The following is a 20,195-nucleotide window of genomic DNA, read 5'->3' as shown; positions in this document are numbered from 1 at the left end:
CTGCCGCCGCTCACGCGTCGAACCGTGCCGCCTTCAGATACTGCGGGTTCGGGTCCAGCGCGGCGGCCAGCCGGAAGTGGCGCTTGGCCTGATCGGGCCGGCCCTGGCGCTCGTAGGTCCGGGCGAGCGCGAAGTGCGCGAACGCGTTGTCCGGCTCGCGCTCCAGGACGATGGTGAACTCCAGCTCGGCGGGCCGCAGTTGGGCGGCGGCGAAGAAGGCACGCGCGCGCAGCAGCCGGGCGGCGGTGTTCTCCGGGTGCATGGCGATGACCCCGTCGAGCAGCTTCACCGCGCCCCGCGGATCGCGCGCGTCGAGCAGTTGCTCGGCGGCACGGAAGTCGATGACATGCGTCTCCGGAGTACGTCCGGTCGAACCGCTGGTCTCGGGCACGGCAGAGTCCTTCCCTCACTGGGAGGCTTAAACGCGCGAACGGAACACGGCTATTCCTGGGACACCCGGGACCCCTACCCCCCGTGGGCCCTGCCCACCAGTTCGTCCCATACGTCCTTCACGCGCCGCTGAAGCTCTTCCAGTGGTACGTCGTTGTCGATGACGATGTCCGCGATCTCCAGGCGGGCCTCGCGCGTCGCCTGCGCGGCCATACGCGCGCGTGCGTCCTCCTCGGTCATGCCGCGCAGCCGCACCAGACGGTCGAGCTGGGTCTCGGCACTGGCATCGACGACGACCACGATGTCGTACAGCGGTGCGAGGCCGTTCTCCGTGAGGAGCGGGACGTCATGGATGACGACGGCGTCCTCGGCGGCGGCCTCCTCCAGCTCGCGGGAGCGGGCGCCTACGAGAGGATGCAGGATCGAGTTCAGCACGGCGAGCCGGTCGGGGTCGGCGAAGACGATCGACCCCAGCCTGGGCCGGTCGAGACTGCCGTCGTCCGCGAGCACGCCCTCGCCGAACGCCTCGACGACGGCGGCGAGCCCCGGCGTGCCGGGTGCGACGACCTCCCGGGCGATCCGGTCCGCGTCGATCAGCACGGCCCCGTGCTCCACGAGCAGCCGCGACACCTCGCTCTTACCGGCTCCGATGCCCCCGGTCAGGCCCACCTTCAGCATGACCGACAGCTTAGGTCCTGCCACTGACAGCACACGGGGCAGGACGGCCCCTGCCCTCAGCCGTCGCCTTCGCGCTCCGCCAGGAACCGCTCGAACTCCCGGCCGATCTCGTCCGCCGACGGAATGTCCACCGGCTCGGCGAGCATGTTGCCGCGGCTCTCGGCGCCGGCGATGGCGTCGTACTGGTGCTCAAGGCCCTCGACGAGGTTGGTGAGCTCCTCGTCGCCCTCGCGAATCTGGCGGTCGATCTCGTTCTGTGTGCGGTGGGCCTCGGTGCGCAGGGAGTGCGCGACGGCGGGCAGGACGAGGCCGGTCGCCGCCGTGACGGCCTCCAGGACGGTCAGGGCCGCGTCCGGGTACGGGGACCGGGCGATGTAGTGCGGCACGTGCGCGGCGACGCCCAGCACGTCGTGCCCGGCCTCCATCAGCCGGTACTCGATGAGGGACTCGGCGCTGCCGGGCACCTGCGCCTCGTCGAAGGGGCTGCTGTGGCCCGGGACGAGGTCGGTGCGGTTGCCGTGCGGGGTGAGGCCGACCGGGCGGGTGTGCGGGACGCCCATGGGAATGCCGTGGAAGTTCACGGACAGGCGTACGCCGAGCCGCTCCACGATCTCCTTCACGGCCCCGGCGAAGCGCTCCCACTCCACATCCGGCTCGGGCCCGGACAGCAGCAGGAAGGGCGCCCCGGTGGCGTCCTGTACGAGCCGCACCTCGATGGCGGGCACCTCGTACCCGTCCCAGCGGTCGCGCTTGAACGTCAGCAGCGGCCGGCGGGCGCGATAGTCCACCAGCCGGTCGTGGTCGAAGCGGGCGACGACCTGGTGGGGCAGCGAGTCCAGGAGCCCGTCGACGATCTGGTCGCCGGTCTCACCGGCGTCGATGTATCCGTCGAAGTGGTAGAGCATGACAAGACCGGCCGACTCCTGGGCGAGCGCCATGTCCACCACGGCGAGGCCCTTCGGCTCCCATGCGTACAAACCCTGCGGATCATGCACTGTGACCGCTCCTCCTCGTGTCCATCCGTGACAACGCCCTTACGGGCGGCGGCATTCCCGAGGAGGAAGCCCAAGATCACAAGAAATGGCTGAGGGGCCGCACCTCGAAAGGTGCGGCCCCTCAGATCAGAACCTACGGCTCAGTGAGCGTCAGCTCTGGCCGCCCGCGAGCTTCTCGCGAAGCGCGGCGAGCGCCTCGTCCGAGGCCAGCGCACCGCTGTTGTCGGCGCCCTCGGAGGAGTACGAACCGCCGGACGCGGCCGGAGCCGCACCCGCGGCGTCGCCACCCTCGGCGGCAGCGGCAGCGTCGGCCTCGCGGCTCTTGATGACCTGCTGCTGGTGCTGCTCGAAGCGGTTCTGCGCCTCGGCGTACTGGGTCTCCCACGCCTCGCGCTGGGTCTCGTAGCCCTCGAGCCAGTCGTTGGTCTCGGGGTCGAAGCCCTCGGGGTAGATGTAGTTGCCCTGGTCGTCGTAGGACGCGGCCATGCCGTACAGGGTCGGGTCGAACTCGACCGAGGCCGGGTCGGCACCGAAGGACTCGTTGGCCTGCTTCAGCGAGAGGCTGATGCGACGGCGCTCGAGGTCGATGTCGATGACCTTGACGAAGATCTCGTCGTTGACCTGGACGACCTGCTCCGGGATCTCCACGTGGCGCTCGGCCAGCTCGGAGATGTGGACCAGACCCTCGATGCCCTCGTCCACGCGGACGAACGCACCGAACGGAACCAGCTTCGTGACCTTGCCGGGCACGACCTGGCCGATCTGGTGGGTGCGGGCGAACTGCTGCCACGGGTCTTCCTGGGTCGCCTTCAGCGACAGGGAGACACGCTCGCGGTCCATGTCGACGTCGAGGACCTCGACGGTGACTTCCTGGCCGACCTCGACAACCTCGGACGGGTGGTCGATGTGCTTCCAGGAGAGCTCGGAGACGTGGACCAGACCGTCGACGCCACCCAGGTCCACGAAGGCACCGAAGTTGACGATCGAGGAGACGACGCCGGAACGGACCTGACCCTTCTGGAGGGTGGTGAGGAACGTCTGGCGGACCTCGGACTGGGTCTGCTCCAGCCAGGCACGGCGGGACAGGACCACGTTGTTGCGGTTCTTGTCCAGCTCGATGATCTTGGCCTCGAGCTCCTTGCCGACGTACGGCTGGAGGTCGCGAACACGGCGCATCTCGACCAGGGAGGCCGGGAGGAAGCCGCGGAGGCCGATGTCGAGGATGAGACCACCCTTGACGACCTCGATGACGGTACCGGTGACGATGCCGTCCTCTTCCTTGATCTTCTCGATGGTGCCCCAGGCGCGCTCGTACTGGGCACGCTTCTTCGAGAGGATCAGGCGGCCTTCCTTGTCCTCCTTCTGGAGAACAAGGGCTTCGATCTCGTCACCGACGGCGACGACCTCGTTCGGGTCGACGTCGTGCTTGATCGAGAGCTCACGGCTCGGGATGACACCTTCGGTCTTGTAACCGATGTCGAGGAGAACCTCGTCCCGGTCAACCTTGACGATGACGCCGTCGACGATGTCGCCATCGTTGAAGTACTTGATCGTCTCGTCGATAGCGGCGAGGAAGGCTTCCTCGTTACCGATGTCGTTGACCGCAACCTGCGGGGTGGTGGCGGTGGTCTCGGTGCTGCTCGTCATGTGGGAAAGGGCTCCGGTACGGACATTGAAGTCGTAGGTACTGCTTACGCCGGGAGCCCGTTTCGCTCTGATGAAGGCCGGACAGCCAAGGAAGCGCCACACAAATTCGTGGGGCGCCTCGAAAACCGAGGGGACATACAACAGATGCGAGCGCAGCCTGCTACGTCTGAGGTGCGCAGGCCCGCAGCGCAACTTGTAGCATACGGGGGCAGCCGGACAGGGTCAATGCGCGAAGCCGCACACCCGGGGCGGATCGCCGCATACCCGGCACAAAACCTGTCTCCTGAGGCCACGCGGGCCTTGGACAGCCCCTCACGTGACACTGCCGGGAGGGGCCGCGCCATTCAGGTGACGTGAAGAGTACGACGAGGGAGCCGATCATCCAAGAGCCCGTATCGCCCGAGATCGAGTCCGACGAGCCGGAGGCGACGCGGCGTCAGGCCGACGCCGCCGAGAGTTCCCGCGCCAACCGTGGCTGGTGGGATCGCAACGCGGACGAGTACCAGATCGAGCACGGCACCTTCCTCGGCGACGACCGCTTCGTGTGGGGTCCCGAGGGCCTGGACGAGGTGGAGGCCGAGCTGCTCGGCCCGCCGGAGGACCTCAAGGGCAAGGAGGTCCTGGAGATCGGCGCCGGCGCCGCCCAGTGCTCGCGCTGGCTGGCCGCGCAGGGTGCCCGCCCGGTCGCCCTGGACCTCTCCCACCGCCAGCTCCAGCACGCGTTGCGCATCGGGGGCGCGTTCCCGCTGGTGTGCGCCGACGCGGGCGCCCTGCCCTTCGCCGACGCCTCCTTCGACCTGGCGTGCTCGGCGTACGGCGCGCTGCCGTTCGTCGCCGACCCGGTACTGGTCCTGAAGGAGATCCGCCGCGTGCTGCGTCCGGGCGGCCGCTTCGTCTTCTCGGTCACCCACCCCATCCGCTGGGCGTTCCCCGACGAGCCGGGCCCGGAGGGTCTGTCCGTCGCCGCCTCCTACTTCGACCGCACGCCGTACGTCGAGCAGGACGACGACGGCCGCGCGGTCTACGTGGAGCATCACCGCACGGTCGGTGACCGGGTGCGGGACGTCGTGGCGGCGGGGTTCCGGCTGGTGGATCTGGTCGAGCCGGAGTGGCCGGCCTGGAACACCGCGGAGTGGGGCGGCTGGTCGCCGCTGCGCGGGAACCTGATTCCGGGGACGGCGATCTTCGTCTGCGTACGAGACTGAGCGAGTGATCCGTTACGACGCCCTGGACGCGCTGCCCGTACGCGCTGCACTGCCCGGTCTGACCGACGCCCTGGACGGGCACGGCACGGCGGTGCTGGTCGCGCCGCCCGGCACCGGCAAGACGACGCTGGTGCCGCTCGCCCTGGCGGGGCTGCTCGGCGAGGGACCCGCGCGGCGGGTCGTCGTCGCCGAGCCCCGGCGGATCGCGGCGCGGGCGGCGGCGCGGCGGATGGCGTGGCTGCTGGGCGAGAAGGTCGGCGCGAGCGTCGGCTACACGGTGCGCGGGGAGCGGGTCGTCGGGCGGCACGCACGCGTGGAGGTCGTCACGACCGGTGTGCTGCTCCAGCGCCTCCAGCGCGACCAGGAGCTCGCGGGTGTCGATGTCGTGATCCTCGACGAGTGCCACGAGCGGCATCTGGACGCCGACACCGTGGCGGCGTTCCTCTGGGACGTACGGCAGGCGCTGCGGCCGGAGCTGCGGCTGGTGGCCGCGTCGGCGACGACGGACGCGCAGGGGTGGGCGCGGCTGCTGGGTGACGCGCCGGTCGTCGAGGCCGAGGGCGCCTCGTACGCCGTGGATGTGGTCTGGGCGCCGCCGACGCGTCCCGTACGGCCGCCGCACGGTATGCGGGTCGATCCGGCGTTGCTGGCGCATGTGGCGTCGGTGGTGCGGCGGGCGCTGGCCGAGCGGGCCGGGGACGTTCTCTGCTTCCTGCCGGGTGTGGGCGAGATCGCGCGGGTGGCCGGGCAGCTGGGGGGTCTCGGGGACGTCGAGGTGCTCCAGGTGCACGGGCGGGCGCCGGCGGCCGTGCAGGACGCGGTGCTGGCGGGCGGGGAGCGGCGCCGGGTGGTGCTGGCGACGTCCGTGGCGGAGTCGTCGCTGACGGTTCCCGGGGTGCGGGTGGTCGTCGACTCCGGGCTGGCGCGGGAGCCCCGCGTCGACCACGCGCGCGGGCTGAGCGCGCTGACGACGGTACGGGCCTCGCAGGCCGCCGGACGGCAGCGGGCGGGACGGGCCGGACGTGAGGCGCCGGGCGCGGTGTACCGCTGCTGGGCGGCGGCCGAGGACACGCGTCTGCCGCGCTTCCCGTCGCCGGAGATCAAGGTGGCCGACCTGACGGCGTTCGCGCTGCAGGCGGCCTGCTGGGGCGATCCGGAGGCCACCGGGCTCGCGCTGCTGGATCCGCCGCCGGCCGGGGCGATGGCGGCGGCACGGGCCGTACTGACGGCGGTCGGGGCGGTGGACCACGACGGCCGGGCCACGGCACGGGGCGCCGCGCTGGCGCGGCTGGGGCTGCATCCCCGGTTGGGGCGGGCGCTGCTGGACACCTCGGGCGGGGGCGCCGAAGTGGTGGCCCTGCTGTCCGAGGAACCGCCTCGGGAGTACGGGGACGACCTGGGTACCGCTTTGCGGGCCGCTCGGCGTGGTGGGGACGCCTATGCCGCGCGGTGGCGGGCGGAGGTGCGGCGGCTGCGGGCCGTGGCCACGGAGTTCGCCGACCCGCCCGCCGGTGGCGACGCCGGGCCCGGCGAGCACCGTCTTGTCGGACGCGTCGCGGCCCTCGCCTTCCCCGAACGCGTCGCCAAGGCCGACGGCGGCTCCTACCTCATGGCCTCGGGCACCCGTGCCGAACTCCCGGACGGCTCCCCGCTGCGCGGAGCACCGTGGATCGCCGTCGCCGTGGCGGACCGGCCCGTCGGCAAGGGGCACGCGCGCGTACAGCTCGCCGCCGCCCTGGACGAGGACATGGCCCTGTCGGCCGCGCCGTCGCTGCACTCCGAGTCCCAGGAGGTCCACTGGGCCGACGGGGACGTCGTCGCGCGGCGCGTCGAGCGGCTGGGGGCGATCGAGCTGGCGGTGCGTCCGCTCAAGGACGCCGACCCGGCCCTCGTACGGAATGCGCTGCTCGAAGGTCTGCGGCAGGACGGGCTCGGTCTGTTGCGCTGGTCGCCCGACGCGGGCGTACTGCGGCAGCGGCTGGCGTTTCTTCGGCTGCACCTCGGGGATCCCTGGCCCGATGTGTCCGACGACGCGCTGCACGCGCGCGTGGACGAATGGCTGGAGCCCGAGTTGAGCCGGGCCCGGCGGCGGGCCGACCTGGGGCGGATCGATGCAGGGGCGGCGCTGGGGCGGTTGCTGCCGTGGGCCTCCGGGGAGGCCGGGCGGCTGGACGAGCTCGCCCCGGAGCGGATCACCGTACCGAGCGGGTCCAGGATCCGGATCGACTACGGCGACCCCGAACAGCCCGTTCTCGCCGTGAAGTTGCAGGAGATGTTCGGCCTGCACGAGTCACCGAGGGTGGCCGGGGTGCCGCTGCTCGTCCATCTCCTCTCCCCCGCCGGGCGGCCCGCGGCCGTCACCGCCGACCTCGCCTCCTTCTGGAAGGACGGCTACAACGGCGTACGGGCGGAGTTGCGCGGCCGCTATCCGAAGCATCCGTGGCCCGAGGATCCCGCCGGTGCCGAGCCGACCCGGCACACCAACGCCCGGCTCAGGCGGTGACCGGTTCGGGCTCGGCGTCCTTCGTCGGTTCCGCGTCGCCCGGACGTCGGCCGCGGGCCTCCAGGTAGAGGGAGAGGGCGAGGAGGAGGACGCCCAGGGTGAGGAAGCCCCAGGGCAGGTATGACGTCAGCAGCAGGACCAGGGTGCGGTTGGAGTTGACGAGGTCGACCGTGTGGTCGATGTAGTCCTCGCGCATCTTCACGTGGCCCGCGAAGGCCGTCACCTTGTCGCGGTCGCCGAGGAGGGTGCCGCCGCGCAGTTCCTCCTTGTGGATCTCCTCGCCGTAGACGGGGGCTCCGGTGAGGGGTTCGACCCAGAACTTGCGGACGGTGGTGTACCAGCGGGTCGTGCCGGTCTTGGCGACCGACTCCGGGGTGATGCCCTCGACCGGCATGGTCTTGGGGAACCTCACCTTGGTCCACGGGATGGTCTGCTCGAAGTAGTAGACGTCGATGCCGCGGAACTTCTGGGTGCCCTTGTAGTGGATGGGGGCCGTGACGCGCGCCTGGGCGTCGAAGTACTCGTAGTCCCGTTTCTCCGTCAGGAAGGGCCACTTGAACTCGATGCCGCTGCGTTTCACCGGGTCGCCGTCGACCATTTCGCCGGTGGCGTGGACGGGTTCCTGGCTGTGGGCGTCGAAGATGTAGCGCTCGGGGATCTTGGAGACCATCTTGCCGTCGGGGCCGACGACATAGGACAGGCCGTCCCAGACCACCACGTCCTTGCCCGCCGTCTTCTCGATCTTCTCCGACTCCTCGACGTTGCCCTTGAGCGTCTGCACGATGGTGACCTTGGGGACCTTGCGGGCCTGCATCGTGCCGTAGTCGAGGAGGGTGGCGTCCTTCGCCTCCAGGACCATGTCCTGGTACTGGCCGGCCGGGATCTTGGCCAGGCGCGGGAAGGCGTACCAGCGCAGCAGCGGGGACAGGGCCGCGAAGAACACGGCGAGGGCGAGCAGGATCAGACTGGCCTTGCGGCGCATCTCGGCCTCCGTCCCGGGCGGGCGGTCACGGGTGTGCGGGCACCGTCGTCAGCAGCGGCTTCGGGGAGGTCTCGCCCGCCGGTGAGCCCATCGCGGTGACCGCGAGGACCAGGGCGAGCGCGGCGGCGAGACCGGTCGCGGCGGCGATCAGGGCGCGCATGCCTGCCTCCCTGCCAACGGGAACTGATACAGCGTCAGGTTCCGGCACCGTAGCAATGGGCGGGCGAGATGAGAACACGTTGCGCACATGGATGAAGGGGCGCCCGGTGGGCGCCCCTTCATGGATCGTGCGGAGAAGGTCAGGCGGACGGGCTCGCCGACTCCGACGGGGTGGTCGGCTCAGGCTCAGGTGAGGTCTCGGCGGCCTTCGCCACCTTCAGCTCCACGGTGAGCGTCGCGCCGCCGGTCGTGGCGATGCGGAGCAGGAAGGTGCCCTCGGTGTCGTCGGAGTACAGCTTGGGCAGCTTGAGCAGGCCCTTGGCGTCCGTCGTCAGACCGGTCAGGGTGCGCACGGTCTTGCCGTCGGCGTCCTTGAAGTAGGGGCCCTTGTCGTTCTCGGCCGGGTCGTCCGCCGACTTGATGAGGGTGGCGGTGGCGGCGACCTTGTCCGCCACGGCGCCCTTGTAGGTCGCCTTGACCTCGACCTGGTCGGCGAACTCGCCGCCCGGCGTGCAGGTCAGCGCGGTGTCGCTGGTGCGGGCCAGGGCGTCCGCGGCGCGCTCGGTGACGGTGGCCGTGTAGTCGAGGCCGGTGATGAGGCGGCCGACGACGGTGGCGCGCACCACGAACTCGCCCGTGTTCTCACCGGCCCGGAGCATGGGCGCCATCGCCGCGCCGGAGCTGTCGGTGAGGGTCGTGGCGTACTTCTCGCCGTTGCTGAAGGTGGCGTCGGTGGCACCGATGATCGCGAAGCGGACACGGACCTTGGCGACGCCCTTGCCGGCCTTGGTCTCGGCGCGGGTGCCGATCCGCTCGGTGAAGGCGTCGCCGGCCATCGCGGTGAGCTTGGCGGTGTCCGCGTCCTCCAGGTGGTGGACCGTGTCGGTGGGGGTGGGGGTGGGAGTGGGCGTCGGGGTGGGGGTGCCCGGCTTCGGCGGCTTGGGGGTGGGGCTCGTGGAGCCGCCGTTGCCGCCGGGCTTGGGACTGCCGGACGTGGCCGGTGTCCTGGGCTCCGTGGGCGAAGGAGTCGGGCTCGCGCCCACCGTGGCGTCGCTGCGGTCGGACGGGAGGGTGCCCGTGCCGTCCGGGATCTCGTGGGTGCCCTTGCGGTAGTACTCCAGCCACCTCAGGACCAGGTTCAGATAGTCCTGCGAGTTGTTGTAGCTGAGGATCGCGCGGTCGAGGTCGCCCTGTGTGGACAGGTCCCAGCCGTAGCGGCACAGGTAGTGGGCGGCGGCGAGCGCGGCGTCGTAGACGTTGTTGGGGTTCTTCTGGCCGTCGCCGTTGCCGTCGCGGCCGGCCCACGCCCAGGTGGACGGGATGAACTGCATGGGGCCGACGGCGCGGTCGTAGGAGCTGTCCCCGTCGTAGGCGCCGCCGTCGGTGTCGCTGATGCTGGCGAAGCCGTTGCCGTTGAGCTGGGGGCCGAGGATGGGGTTGATGGTGTTGCCGCTCGCGTCGACACGGCCGCCGCGGGCCTGGCCGGACTCGACCTTGCCGATGGCGGCGAGGAGCTGCCAGGGAAGGTTGCAGCCGGGCTTGGCCTCGCGCAGCGCGGTCTCGGCCTTCTTGTAGGCGTCGAGGACGGTCGCGGGGATGCCCGCCTCGCTGTCGCCGGTGGCGACGGGGGTGTTGCCGGCGCTGGGCGAGGGGTTGGGGCTGTTGAGCGGCGGCAGGTCCGTGTAGTACGGCGAGTTGCCGGTCGCGCTGTCCGTGGCGGGTGTGTCCGGGGAGGGCTGGGTCCCGGTGGTGACTCTTCTGCCGGCGTCGTCGGTGGTCACTCCCGGAGCCTGGGACGCGGCCAGTGCCGCGACCACTACCGCGGCGACCGTGGTGTTCACCGCGCCCTTGCGGAGCCTGCCGAATTCCGCCGCCATGAAATGGACCCCTCCCGTGGACGCCCGAGCGCCCGCCTCTGTCTGTCGGGCTCGCCGTGTCGTGCTCGCCCCTGTAGTGACGATCGACCCACCGCGACAGTTGCCCTCGCGGCGCTCATTAAGTCTCTGTTCACTTTCTCGGCCGCGTTCCCCCGGCACGGTGACCCAGGCGACCCTACGACAACTTCCTTTGCAGGGGCACCCGTTCGTGCCCGATTTTTACCGGTTGGCCACATGCGGGCCGCCCCTCGGATGTCCCTCATACTGGCTGCCCACCCACCCCCTCTTCCAGGGAGCCCTGTTGCCGTTCACGCTCAGCCACGCGGCGGCCGTACTGCCCGCCGTACGCACCGACGGAACCGGCCGGGGCATGCTCGTACCCGCGGTACTGCTCGCGGGTTCCTTCGCTCCCGACATGACCTATTACGCGGCGAGTGTCCTGCCCGGGGCGATGGAGTTCGGCGATGTCACGCACTCGTTCGCGGGCGTGTTCACAGTCGATGTCGTCATCACCTGGACGCTGGTCGGCCTGTGGCTGCTGCTGCGTGAACCGCTGGTGGCACTGCTGCCGGTGCGGCGGCAGGCACGGGTGGCGACGCTGCTGCGCTGCGGAGCGCCACGCGCGCGTGTACGGCCGTCAGTCGCGGCACGCTGGTACGCCTCGGCCGTGCTGGGCGGGCTGACGCATGTCGTGTGGGACGCGTTCACCCATCTCGACCGCTGGGGGATGCGGTTGTTCCCGGTCCTCGGCGAGGAGATCGCGGGGTCGCCGCTGTACTGGTATCTGCAGTACGGCGGTTCGGCGGTGGCCGCGGTCGTCATCATCGCGTTCGCCGCCGTGGCGCTACGGCGGTCCCCGGCGGCCGCGGTGGTGGGGGTGCCGGTGCTCTCCGTACGGGACCGGTGGCTGGCCGGTGCGGTGATCGGCGGGTTGGCCGTGGTGGCGGCGGTGCAGCGGGCGTTGCGCTGGTGGGCTTACTGGGGATCCACCGCGAAGTACTGGGAGCTGATTCCGACGCTGTGCTTCGGGGCCGGCGCGGGACTCGTGCTGGGGCTGGTGCTGTACGCCGTGGGGGTCAGGGTGTGGCGTCCGGTTGCGGGGCCTGGCAGTACGGGTGCGGGTGGGGGCGGTGGGGAGCGGGAGGCACGGCGGTCCGCGGCTCGGTGAGAGGTGCCGTCCTGCGCCGTAGGGGGGCGATCGGGTGGGGCGGGATGCGGGGAGTGCCGGCGTCCTTGGCGAAGGGTGGGACCGAGGGGGGTGCCGCGGTGGGGGTGTCCTCTGTGGTCGCCTTCGGCGGGGCCGATGCCGTCCGGCGGTTTAGCGTGCGTATGCCCATGGCGGCATCTTTATGGTGGGGGAAGCGGGCGGCGTCCTGACGAGGGCCACGCGAGTGACGGCCTGCGGGGTGCCGGGTTCCTGAGCGTCTGCCTGGTTGTTGTGCGTTTGAGGCTGCGGGTTGTCTGTGGCTGGTCGCGCGGGCGCGGCGGAGCCACATATCAACACAGCCCCGAGCCCCTTGGGGGCGCTGATGCCGGGCCTCGTGAAAAGAGACCCGGCATCGCTTACGGCTCTGCCGCCGGAGGCTAGTGCGCTGCCGACTCCCAGTCCGGGCCCGCGCCCACCGAGACACCCAGGGGGACCCTGAGGTCGACGGCGTTGGACATCTGCTCACGGACCAAGGCCTCCGCGGCCTCGCGTTCGCCGGGGGCGATCTCCAGGACGATTTCGTCGTGGACCTGGAGGAGCATGCGCGAGGAGAGATTGGCCTCGCGCAGGGCCCGGTCCACGTTGAGCATGGCGATCTTGACGATGTCGGCCGCCGTGCCCTGGATGGGGGCGTTGAGGGCCATGCGCTCGGCGGCCTCGCGGCGCTGGCGGTTGTCGCTGTTGAGGTCGGGGAGATAGCGGCGGCGACCGAAGAGCGTCGCCGTGTAGCCCGTCGCCCTCGCCTCGTCGACCGCGCGGCGGAGATAGTCCCGTACGCCGCCGAACCGCTCGAAGTAGGCGTCCATCAGAGCGCGGGCCTCCCCCGCGTCGATGTTCAGCTGCTGGGAGAGGCCGAAGGCCGACAGGCCGTACGCGAGGCCGTACGACATGGCCTTGATCTTGCGGCGCATCTCCGCGTCCACCGCCGTGGGCTCCACGGCGAAGACCTGTGAGGCGGCCGTGGTGTGCAGGTCCTCGCCCGAGGTGAACGCCTGGATCAGGCCCTCGTCCTCCGACAGGTGGGCCATCACGCGCAGCTCGATCTGGCTGTAGTCCGCGGTCATCAGGGACTCGAAGCCCTCGCCGACCACGAAGCCCCGGCGGATCGCGCGGCCCTCGTCGGTGCGGACCGGGACGTTCTGCAGGTTCGGGTCCGTGGAGGACAGGCGGCCCGTCGCGGCGACCGTCTGGCTGAAGGTGGTGTGGATCCGGTCATCCGTCGCGATGGTCTTGATCAGGCCCTCGACGGTGACGCGGAGCTTCGCCTGCTCGCGGTGGCGGAGCATGATGACCGGCAGTTCGTTGTCGGTCTGGCCGGCGAGCCAGGCCAGGGCGTCGGCGTCCGTGGTGTAGCCGGTCTTGGTCTTCTTCGTCTTGGGCAGGGCGAGCTCGCCGAAGAGGACCTCCTGGAGCTGCTTGGGCGAGCCCAGGTTGAACTCGTGCCCGGCCGCCGCGTGCGCCTCCTTCACGGCCTGCTGCACGGCGCCCGCGAACATCTGCTCCATGGCCTCCAGGTGGGCCCTGTCGGCCGCGATGCCGTGGCGCTCCATGCGGGCCAGCAGGGCGGACGTCGGCAGCTCCATGTCCCGCAGCAGGTCGGCGGCGCCGACCTCCTCCAGACGGCTCCCGAAGGCCTCGCCCAGGTCGAGGACCGCGCGGGCCTGGATCATCAGCGCCTCGGCCTCGGCGCCGTCGTCCGCGCCGAAGGCCAGCTGCCCGTCGGCCGCGGCGGCCGGGGCCAGCTCGCGGTGGAGGTACTCCAGGGACAGCGCGTCCAGGTCGAAGGAGCGACGGCCCGGCTTGACCAGGTAGGCGGCGAGAGCGGTGTCCATACGGACGCCCTCGATGCTCCAGCCGTGCTCGGCGAAGACGCGCATCGCGCCCTTGGCGTTGTGGAAGACCTTGGGCTTGGCCGCGTCGGCGAGCCAGGCGGCGAACGCCTTCTCGTCGGCCTCGTCCAGCTGCGACGGGTCGAACCAGCCGGCCGCGCCGTCGGCTGCCGCGAGCGCGATCTCGGCGACCGAGCCGGTGCCCAGCGCCCAGGTGTCGACGGTGGCGACGCCGAGGACGTCGCCCGCGTGCTCCGCCAGCCAGGGGGCCAGCTCGCCGGTGCCGAGCACCGCGCCGTCGATCTCCACGCCGTCGGTGGCGATCGGGGTGGCCTCGGCCTCCTCGGAGCCGGGGTCGACGCCGAAGAGCCGCTCGCGCAGGGACGGGTTCCTGATCTCCAGGGTGTCCAGGACCATGGACACGGCCTTGCGGTCGTACGGCTCGCGCACGAGGTCGGTGACGGTCTTGGGCAGCTCGACCTGGCGCTCCAGCTCGGTGAGGCGGCGGTTGAGCTTGACGCTCTCCAGGTGGTCGCGCAGATTCTGCCCGGCCTTGCCCTTGACCTCCTCCACGCGCTCGACCAGCTCCGCGAACGAACCGAACTGATTGATCCACTTCGCCGCTGTCTTCTCGCCGACGCCCGGGATGCCCGGGAGGTTGTCGGACGGGTCGCCTCGCAGGGCCGCGAAGTCGGGGTACTGGGCGGGCGTCAATCCGTACTTCTCGACGACCTTCTCCGGGGTGAACCGGGTCAGCTCGGAGACGCCCTTCGTCGGGTACAGCACGGTCGTGTGCTCGCTGACCAACTGGAACGAGTCCCGGTCACCGGTGACGATCAGCACCTCGAAGCCCTCGGCCTCGGCCTGGGTGGCGAGCGTGGCGATCACGTCGTCGGCCTCGAAGCCGTCGACCGCGAACCGCGAGACATGCATCGCGTCGAGCAGCTCACCGATCAGCTCGACCTGGCCCTTGAACTCGTCCGGGGTCTTGGAGCGGTTCGCCTTGTACTCGGTGAACTCCGCGGAGCGCCACGTCTTGCGGGACACGTCGAAGGCCACCGCGAAGTGCGTGGGCGCCTCGTCGCGCAGCGTGTTCGCCAGCATCGACGCGAAGCCGTAGATCGCGTTCGTCGGCTGGCCCGTCGCCGTCGTGAAGTTCTCCGCGGGCAGCGCGAAGAAGGCGCGATACGCCAGCGAATGCCCATCCATGAGCATCAGGCGGGGCCGCCCGCCGCCGGAGGTGTTTTCGGTCTGCTTCGATCCTGTCTCTGCCACGCCCCCGATCCTGCCACGCCCCACTGACAGTCGGTCCCCATCGGGGGGTGCGGGGGCCTCCGGAGGGGAACCGCGGTGGGCGAAAGCTGGGCGGGGGCTGCGGTGGGGGGACGGATGCGGCGGGCACCTGGCGGGACGGAGTCTGGGAAGCGACCTACGGCGGAGCGGAGTCCGGGAGCGGATCGGCGACAGGGCGGCACTCAAGTGCGGTCCCGCAAGGGGACGGAACCCAGGACGCGGGCCCACACCCAGGCGGCACCGGGACACGCCCCCACCCCCAGGCCCCCACCCCCGAAGCAACCCCCGACCCCAGGCCCCCCACCCCCCTGTCACCCCCGCATGCGAGGATCGGAGATACAGCTCACACGTGTACGTGAAGAGGAGTGCGCGATGGCCAGCAAGCCGCCCAAGGGTGATCCGGTACAGGACGCGCCGCAGGTCGTCGAGCCGAAGCATGCGGCCGCGGGGCTGCCTGCGATCGGGCATACCCTGCGTATCGCGCAGCAGCAGATGGGCGTGAAGCGGACCATGCTGACGCTGCTCAGCGTGAATCAGAAGGATGGGTTCGACTGCCCGGGGTGTGCCTGGCCCGAGCCCGATCACCGGCACAAGGCGGAGTTCTGCGAGAACGGCGCCAAGGCGGTGGCCGAGGAGGCCACCCTCCGCCGGGTCACCCCGGAGTTCTTCGCCGCGCACTCCGTCGCCGACCTCGCGACCCGCAGCGGGTACTGGCTGGGGCAGCAGGGGCGGCTCACCCACCCCATGTATCTCCCCGAAGGCGGCACGCACTACGAGCCGGTCTCCTGGGAGCGCGCCTTCGACATCGTCGCCGAGGAGATCGCCGCCCTCGGCTCCCCCGACGAGGCTCTCTTCTACACCTCCGGCCGCACCAGCAACGAGGCCGCGTTCCTCTACCAGCTCTTCGCTCGTGAGCTCGGCACCAACAACCTGCCGGACTGCTCCAACATGTGCCACGAGTCCTCCGGCTCCGCCCTGTCCGAGACCATCGGCGTCGGCAAGGGCAGCGTCCTGCTGGAGGACCTCTACAAGGCCGACCTGATCATCGTCGCCGGTCAGAACCCGGGCACGAACCACCCGCGCATGCTCTCCGCCCTGGAGAAGGCCAAGGAGGGCGGCGCGAAGATCATCAGCGTCAATCCGCTGCCCGAGGCCGGCCTGGAACGCTTCAAGAACCCGCAGACCCCGCAGGGGATGCTGAAGGGTGCCTCGCTCACCGACCTGTTCCTCCAGATCCGCATCGGCGGCGACCAGGCCCTCTTCCGTCTCCTCAACAAGCTGATCCTGGAGACCGACGGCGCCGTAGATCAACAGTTCATTCGCGAACACACCCACGGCTACGAGGAGTTCGCCGACGCCGCCCGCGCCGCCGACTGGGACGAGACCCTCACCGCGACGGGCCTCACGCGCGCGGACATCGACCAGGCCATGGAGATGATCCTCGCCTCGCAGCGCACCATCGTGTGCTGGGCGATGGGCCTGACCCAGCACAAGCACTCCGTGCCGACCATCCGCGAGGTCGTCAACTTCCTTCTGCTGCGCGGCAACATCGGCCGTCCGGGCGCGGGCGTATGCCCGGTGCGCGGTCACTCGAACGTGCAGGGCGACCGCACGATGGGCATCTTCGAGCGGCCCGCCCCGGCCTTCCTGGACGCCCTGGAGAAGGAGTTCGGCTTCGCACCCCCGCGTGAGCACGGCTATGACGTCGTACGGGCCATCCGCGCGATGCGTGACGGCGAGGCGAAGGTCTTCTTCGCGATGGGCGGCAACTTCGTGGCCGCGACGCCTGACACGGACGTCACCGAGGCGGCGATGCGGCGCGCCCGGCTCACCGTGCATGTGTCGACGAAGCTCAACCGCAGCCATGCCGTCACCGGCGCCCGCGCGCTGATCATGCCGACCCTCGGCCGCACCGAGCGCGACCTCCAGGGCAGCGGCGAGCAGTTCGTGACCGTCGAGGACTCCATGGGCATGGTGCACGCCTCCCGGGGCCGCCTGGAGCCCGCGAGCACGCAGCTGCTGTCGGAGCCGGCGATCGTGTGCCGGCTGGCGCGGCGGGTGCTGGGCGAGGACAGCGCGACGCCCTGGGAGGAGTTCGAGAAGGACTACGCCACCGTCCGCGACCGCATCGCGCGCGTGATCCCCGGCTTCGAGGACTTCAACGCGCGCGTGGCCCACCCGGGCGGCTTCACGCTCCCGCACGGCCCGCGCGACGAGCGCCGCTTCCCGACGGCGACCGGCAAGGCCAATTTCACCGCCGCCCCCGTCGAGTACCCGGAGGTGCCGGAGGGCCGCCTGCTGCTGCAGACGCTCCGCTCGCACGACCAGTACAACACCACGATCTACGGCCTGGACGACCGTTACCGGGGGATCAAGAACGGCCGCCGGGTCGTGATGATCAACCCGGAGGACGCGCGGCGGCTGGACATCGCCGACGGGGCGTACGTCGACCTGGTGAGCGAGTGGAAGGACGGTGTCGAGCGGCGGGCGCCCGGCTTCCGGGTGGTGCACTATCCGACGGCCCGCGGCTGCGCGGCGGCGTACTACCCGGAGACCAACGTCCTGGTCCCGCTGGATGCCACCGCGGACACCAGCAACACCCCGGCCAGCAAGTCCGTCGTCGTACGTCTGGAACAATCGGCGACCGACTGAGCGTTTGCTCAGTCGAATGTCACCGACTGGTCCTACCGACTGAGCACGACGAACGGAGCCGGCTCCATGGGCGAGCAGCAGCACGTGCAGTTCCCGCAAGAGGTCATCGACGAGTACGCCGCGCTCGGTGTCGACCTGCCGGCCCTGTTCTCCGCCGGGCACCTCGGGACGCGTATGGGTGTCCAGATAGTGGAAGCCTCCGCCGAGCGGGTCGTCGGGACCATGCCGGTGGAGGGGAACACCCAGCCGTACGGGCTGCTGCACGGCGGCGCGTCCGCGGTGCTCGCCGAGACGCTCGGGTCCGTGGGGTCGATGCTGCACGCCGGCAGCTCCAAGATCGCGGTCGGCGTCGACCTCAACTGCACCCACCACCGGGGCGTGCGCTCCGGCCTGGTGACCGGGGTGGCCACGCCGCTGCACCAGGGCCGCTCGACGGCGACGTACGAGATCGTGATCAGTGACGAGGAGGGGCGGCGGGTGTGCAGCGCGCGGCTGACCTGTCTGCTGAGGGACGTGAAGCCGAGCGACGGGGAGCACCTGCGGACGGCGAACTGACGCCTACGCCCCGGCGACGGCATCGTGACCATCAACCCCTTTGCGTTTCCCCGCCGTTGAAACACCGGTGCCCGGCCGCATAACGTCGGGGCATGACGACGGGATGGCCCCGCCGCAGGAGGGCCGCGCTCGGACTGGCGCTGCTGGCCGCCGTATCGGTGGCCGGCTGCGGCGATTCGGGCGCGCGGGGCGAGGCACCCCGGCCCCGTACGAGCGCCAACTCGCCCTCCCCGTCGGCGACTCCGCCCGCACTGCTGTGCACACAGATCATCGGGTACTGGGCGCGCCGGTCACTGAACGGCGACACCTACGGCGACTATCAGTCGATGGGGCTGTCAGACGGCCAGTACGAGATCCTGCGTGAGGTCGTGGACGCCGGCCGCGCGGAGCGGGACCGTGCGGACCGGAAGGCGGCCGAGCGGCTGATCGACAGCAGGGCGGGCGAGTTGTGCGAGAAGCGGTATCGGAACGGCGAGCCGAGCGGAGGTCCATGGGGCTGAATCGACGGTGCCGAATTCCGATGTCGCTGCTTTCACATTCGTAACTCTGCGTAATACGGCTGCAATAACGGCCACCGGCTCCGCAATCGTGATCACCTTTCGCTCAAGTCGCCGGATACCCCTCGGCAGCCGCCGGCAACATGCCGGGTAATCACCAAAACGCATGAACACTCGTGAAGAAGCTACGCGCGAACGCTGCGAGTTCTCACAATGTGGACAGGGCGAATCGGCCGGAAATCCACTCTTCCCCCCACGGAGTACCGCTCTGTGTTACCCCGTGTCATAACAAGAGCGTCACAGCCTTGGTCAGAGCCTCCTCCATGTTCCCCGCACGCGCTTAGAGTCACCGCCAGTCACCGAGCCACAGGATTCGAAGCCACTTCGACCCAGCGCTCGACTCGGCGCGTTCCACGGGGAGCCGCCGTGCCAGGGAAAGGACCTGATTCGTGCGTCAACGTTCGATCATCGCCATAACCGCCGCGCTCGCGGCGGGATCGCTGACACTCACGGCTTGTGGGTCGCGTGACGACGACGGCGGCAGCAGCAACGGCGACAAGACCACTGTGGTGATCGGTGTCGACGCTCCGCTGACCGGCGACCTGTCGGCCCTCGGCCTCGGCATCAAGAACTCCGCCGACCTCGCCGCCAAGACGGCCAACAAGCAGGAGTTCGTCAAGGGCGTCGAGTTCAAGATCGAGCCCCTCGACGACCAGGCGCAGCCCTCCGTGGGCCAGCAGAACGCCCAGAAGTTCATCAGCGACAAGAACGTCCTCGGCGTCGTCGGCCCGCTGAACTCCAGCGTGTCGCAGCAGATGCAGAAGCCGTTCAACGACGCCGGTCTGACCCAGGTCTCCCCGGCCAACACCGGTACGGAGCTGACCCAGGGCGACGGCTGGAAGACCGGCAACTCGGTCCGCCAGTTCAAGACCTTCTTCCGTACGGCCACCACGGACGAGATCCAGGGCGCCTTCGCGGCCGACTACCTGTACAACCAGGCGAAGCTGAAGAAGGTCTACCTGATCGACGACCAGAAGACCTACGGCGCCGGCCTCGCCGCGTCCTTCAAGGCGAACTTCACGAAGGCCGGCGGCCAGATCGTGGGCACGGACCACATCAACCCCGACGACCGTGACTTCAACGCCGTGGTCGCCAAGATCAAGAAGACCGGCGCCCAGGCCCTGTACTACGGCGGCGAGTACCCGGCCGCCGGCCCGCTGAGCCAGCAGCTCAAGGACAGCGGCCAGAACATCCCGCTCATGGGCGGCGACGGCATCTACTCCGGCGAGTTCCCGAAGCTGAACAAGAAGGCCGAGGGCGACCTCGCGACCTCCGTCGGCGAGCCCGTCGAGAAGCTCGACTCCGCCCAGACGTTCATCAAGAACTACAAGGCCGGCGGCTACGAGGACGACTACGAGGCCTACGGCGGCCTCACCTACGACGCCACCTGGGCCATCATCGAGGCCGTCAAGCTGGCGGTCGAGGGCAACGACGGCAAGCTCCCGGACGACGGCCGCAAGGCGGTCCTGGACGCCATGGCGAAGGTCAAGTTCGACGGCGTCACCGGCGCCATCTCCTTCGACGAGTTCGGCGACACCACGAACCACACGATGACCGCGTACAAGGTCAAGAGCAACGCCTGGGTGCCCGAGTTCAGCGGCGAACCCAAGCTGGGCTAGCAGAGGACGAGTAGAGAACCCTCCCCCATCACACATTGATCCAGGCC

15 protein-coding genes are annotated in these 20,195 nt (G+C 70.3%); 7 read left to right on the top strand and 8 right to left on the bottom strand.

The features are described 5' to 3' along the window. Positions 1-10: 10 nt before the first annotated feature. The 4 genes from IE325_RS15945 to rpsA all read right to left on the bottom strand — a co-directional run bounded on the left by IE325_RS15945 (position 11) and on the right by rpsA (position 3,710). Positions 11-391 carry a tetratricopeptide repeat protein gene (locus IE325_RS15945; protein WP_190070552.1) on the bottom strand — a complete coding sequence of 127 codons (381 nt, stop codon included), beginning with the start codon at positions 389-391 and terminating at the stop codon, positions 11-13. 74 nt (positions 392-465) lie between these two features. After that, the gene (gene coaE / locus IE325_RS15940) at positions 466-1,068 is read right to left on the bottom strand and encodes a dephospho-CoA kinase (protein ID WP_190070551.1); all 603 of its coding nucleotides are present in this window, start codon (positions 1,066-1,068) and stop codon (positions 466-468) included. A 56-nt stretch (positions 1,069-1,124) separates the two neighbouring features. Then, a complete protein-coding gene (locus tag IE325_RS15935) occupies positions 1,125-2,063 on the bottom strand; it encodes a PAC2 family protein (protein ID WP_190070550.1) in 939 nt (312 codons plus the stop codon). A gap of 150 nt (positions 2,064-2,213) precedes the next feature. Continuing rightward, complete coding sequence (gene rpsA / locus IE325_RS15930) at positions 2,214-3,710, bottom strand: 30S ribosomal protein S1 (protein WP_190070549.1); 1,497 nt, start codon at positions 3,708-3,710, stop codon at positions 2,214-2,216. Between the two features lie 353 nt (positions 3,711-4,063). On the opposite strand from rpsA, the gene IE325_RS15925 reads away from it, so the two are divergent. Further along, positions 4,064-4,915 carry a class I SAM-dependent methyltransferase gene (locus IE325_RS15925; protein ID WP_190070548.1) on the top strand — a complete coding sequence of 284 codons (852 nt, stop codon included), beginning with the start codon at positions 4,064-4,066 and terminating at the stop codon, positions 4,913-4,915. A 4-nt stretch (positions 4,916-4,919) separates the two neighbouring features. After that, positions 4,920-7,418 (top strand): ATP-dependent helicase HrpB, encoded by a 2,499-nt coding sequence (gene hrpB, locus IE325_RS15920; RefSeq protein WP_190070547.1) that lies wholly within the window; start codon positions 4,920-4,922, stop codon positions 7,416-7,418. Here hrpB and pgfA read toward each other — a convergent pair. The 3 genes from pgfA to IE325_RS15905 form a co-directional block, all read right to left on the bottom strand. After that, entirely contained in the window at positions 7,408-8,400 is a 993-nt protein-coding gene (gene pgfA, locus IE325_RS15915) for a cell envelope lipid trafficking protein PgfA (protein WP_190070546.1), read from the bottom strand. The two genes, hrpB and pgfA, sit on opposite strands and share 11 nt — an antisense overlap. A gap of 25 nt (positions 8,401-8,425) precedes the next feature. After that, positions 8,426-8,560, bottom strand: coding sequence for an SPW_0924 family protein (locus IE325_RS15910; protein WP_190070545.1), 135 nt, complete (start codon positions 8,558-8,560; stop codon positions 8,426-8,428). Between the two features lie 139 nt (positions 8,561-8,699). After that, on the bottom strand, positions 8,700-10,436 hold the full coding sequence (locus IE325_RS15905; RefSeq protein ID WP_190070544.1) for a lytic transglycosylase domain-containing protein: 1,737 nt from the start codon (positions 10,434-10,436) through the stop codon (positions 8,700-8,702). A 301-nt stretch (positions 10,437-10,737) separates the two neighbouring features. On the opposite strand from IE325_RS15905, the gene IE325_RS15900 reads away from it, so the two are divergent. Beyond that, entirely contained in the window at positions 10,738-11,604 is an 867-nt protein-coding gene (locus IE325_RS15900; protein WP_190070543.1) for a DUF4184 family protein, read from the top strand. 416 nt (positions 11,605-12,020) lie between these two features. Here IE325_RS15900 and polA read toward each other — a convergent pair whose 3' ends face one another. Continuing rightward, complete coding sequence (gene polA / locus IE325_RS15895; RefSeq protein WP_190070542.1) at positions 12,021-14,747, bottom strand: DNA polymerase I; 2,727 nt, start codon at positions 14,745-14,747, stop codon at positions 12,021-12,023. Between the two features lie 390 nt (positions 14,748-15,137). Here polA and IE325_RS15890 point away from each other — a divergent pair, with 390 nt between their 5' ends. The 4 genes from IE325_RS15890 to IE325_RS15875 all read left to right on the top strand — a co-directional run bounded on the left by IE325_RS15890 (position 15,138) and on the right by IE325_RS15875 (position 20,148). After that, positions 15,138-17,417, top strand: a complete 2,280-nt coding sequence (locus IE325_RS15890; protein WP_190070541.1) for an FdhF/YdeP family oxidoreductase — start codon at positions 15,138-15,140, stop codon at positions 17,415-17,417. A gap of 66 nt (positions 17,418-17,483) precedes the next feature. Beyond that, a complete protein-coding gene (locus tag IE325_RS15885) occupies positions 17,484-17,972 on the top strand; it encodes a hotdog fold thioesterase (protein ID WP_190070540.1) in 489 nt (162 codons plus the stop codon). A 92-nt stretch (positions 17,973-18,064) separates the two neighbouring features. Then, complete coding sequence (locus IE325_RS15880; RefSeq protein WP_190070539.1) at positions 18,065-18,472, top strand: hypothetical protein; 408 nt, start codon at positions 18,065-18,067, stop codon at positions 18,470-18,472. A gap of 446 nt (positions 18,473-18,918) precedes the next feature. Next, positions 18,919-20,148, top strand: coding sequence for a branched-chain amino acid ABC transporter substrate-binding protein (locus tag IE325_RS15875; protein ID WP_373315174.1), 1,230 nt, complete (start codon positions 18,919-18,921; stop codon positions 20,146-20,148). Positions 20,149-20,195 lie beyond the last annotated feature (47 nt).

This window comes from Streptomyces lanatus (assembly GCF_014655715.1).
In the GTDB taxonomy this organism is placed as follows: Bacteria; Actinomycetota; Actinomycetes; order Streptomycetales; family Streptomycetaceae; genus Streptomyces; species Streptomyces lanatus.
This window is presented reverse-complemented; position numbering and strand designations above follow the sequence as displayed.

Bases quoted from the DNA above. Each gene is read 5' to 3' on its own strand.
- coaE (WP_190070551.1), bottom strand. From the start codon at position 1,068: ATGCTGAAGGTGGGCCTGACCGGGGGCATCGGAGCCGGTAAGAGCGAG.
- rpsA (WP_190070549.1), bottom strand. From the start codon at position 3,710: ATGACGAGCAGCACCGAGACCACCGCCACCACCCCGCAGGTTGCGGTC.
- pgfA (WP_190070546.1), bottom strand. From the start codon at position 8,400: ATGCGCCGCAAGGCCAGTCTGATCCTGCTCGCCCTCGCCGTGTTCTTC.
- IE325_RS15910 (WP_190070545.1), bottom strand. From the start codon at position 8,560: ATGCGCGCCCTGATCGCCGCCGCGACCGGTCTCGCCGCCGCGCTCGCC.
- IE325_RS15905 (WP_190070544.1), bottom strand. From the start codon at position 10,436: ATGGCGGCGGAATTCGGCAGGCTCCGCAAGGGCGCGGTGAACACCACG.
- IE325_RS15890 (WP_190070541.1), top strand. From the start codon at position 15,138: ATGGCCAGCAAGCCGCCCAAGGGTGATCCGGTACAGGACGCGCCGCAG.
- IE325_RS15885 (WP_190070540.1), top strand. From the start codon at position 17,484: ATGGGCGAGCAGCAGCACGTGCAGTTCCCGCAAGAGGTCATCGACGAG.
- IE325_RS15880 (WP_190070539.1), top strand. From the start codon at position 18,065: ATGACGACGGGATGGCCCCGCCGCAGGAGGGCCGCGCTCGGACTGGCG.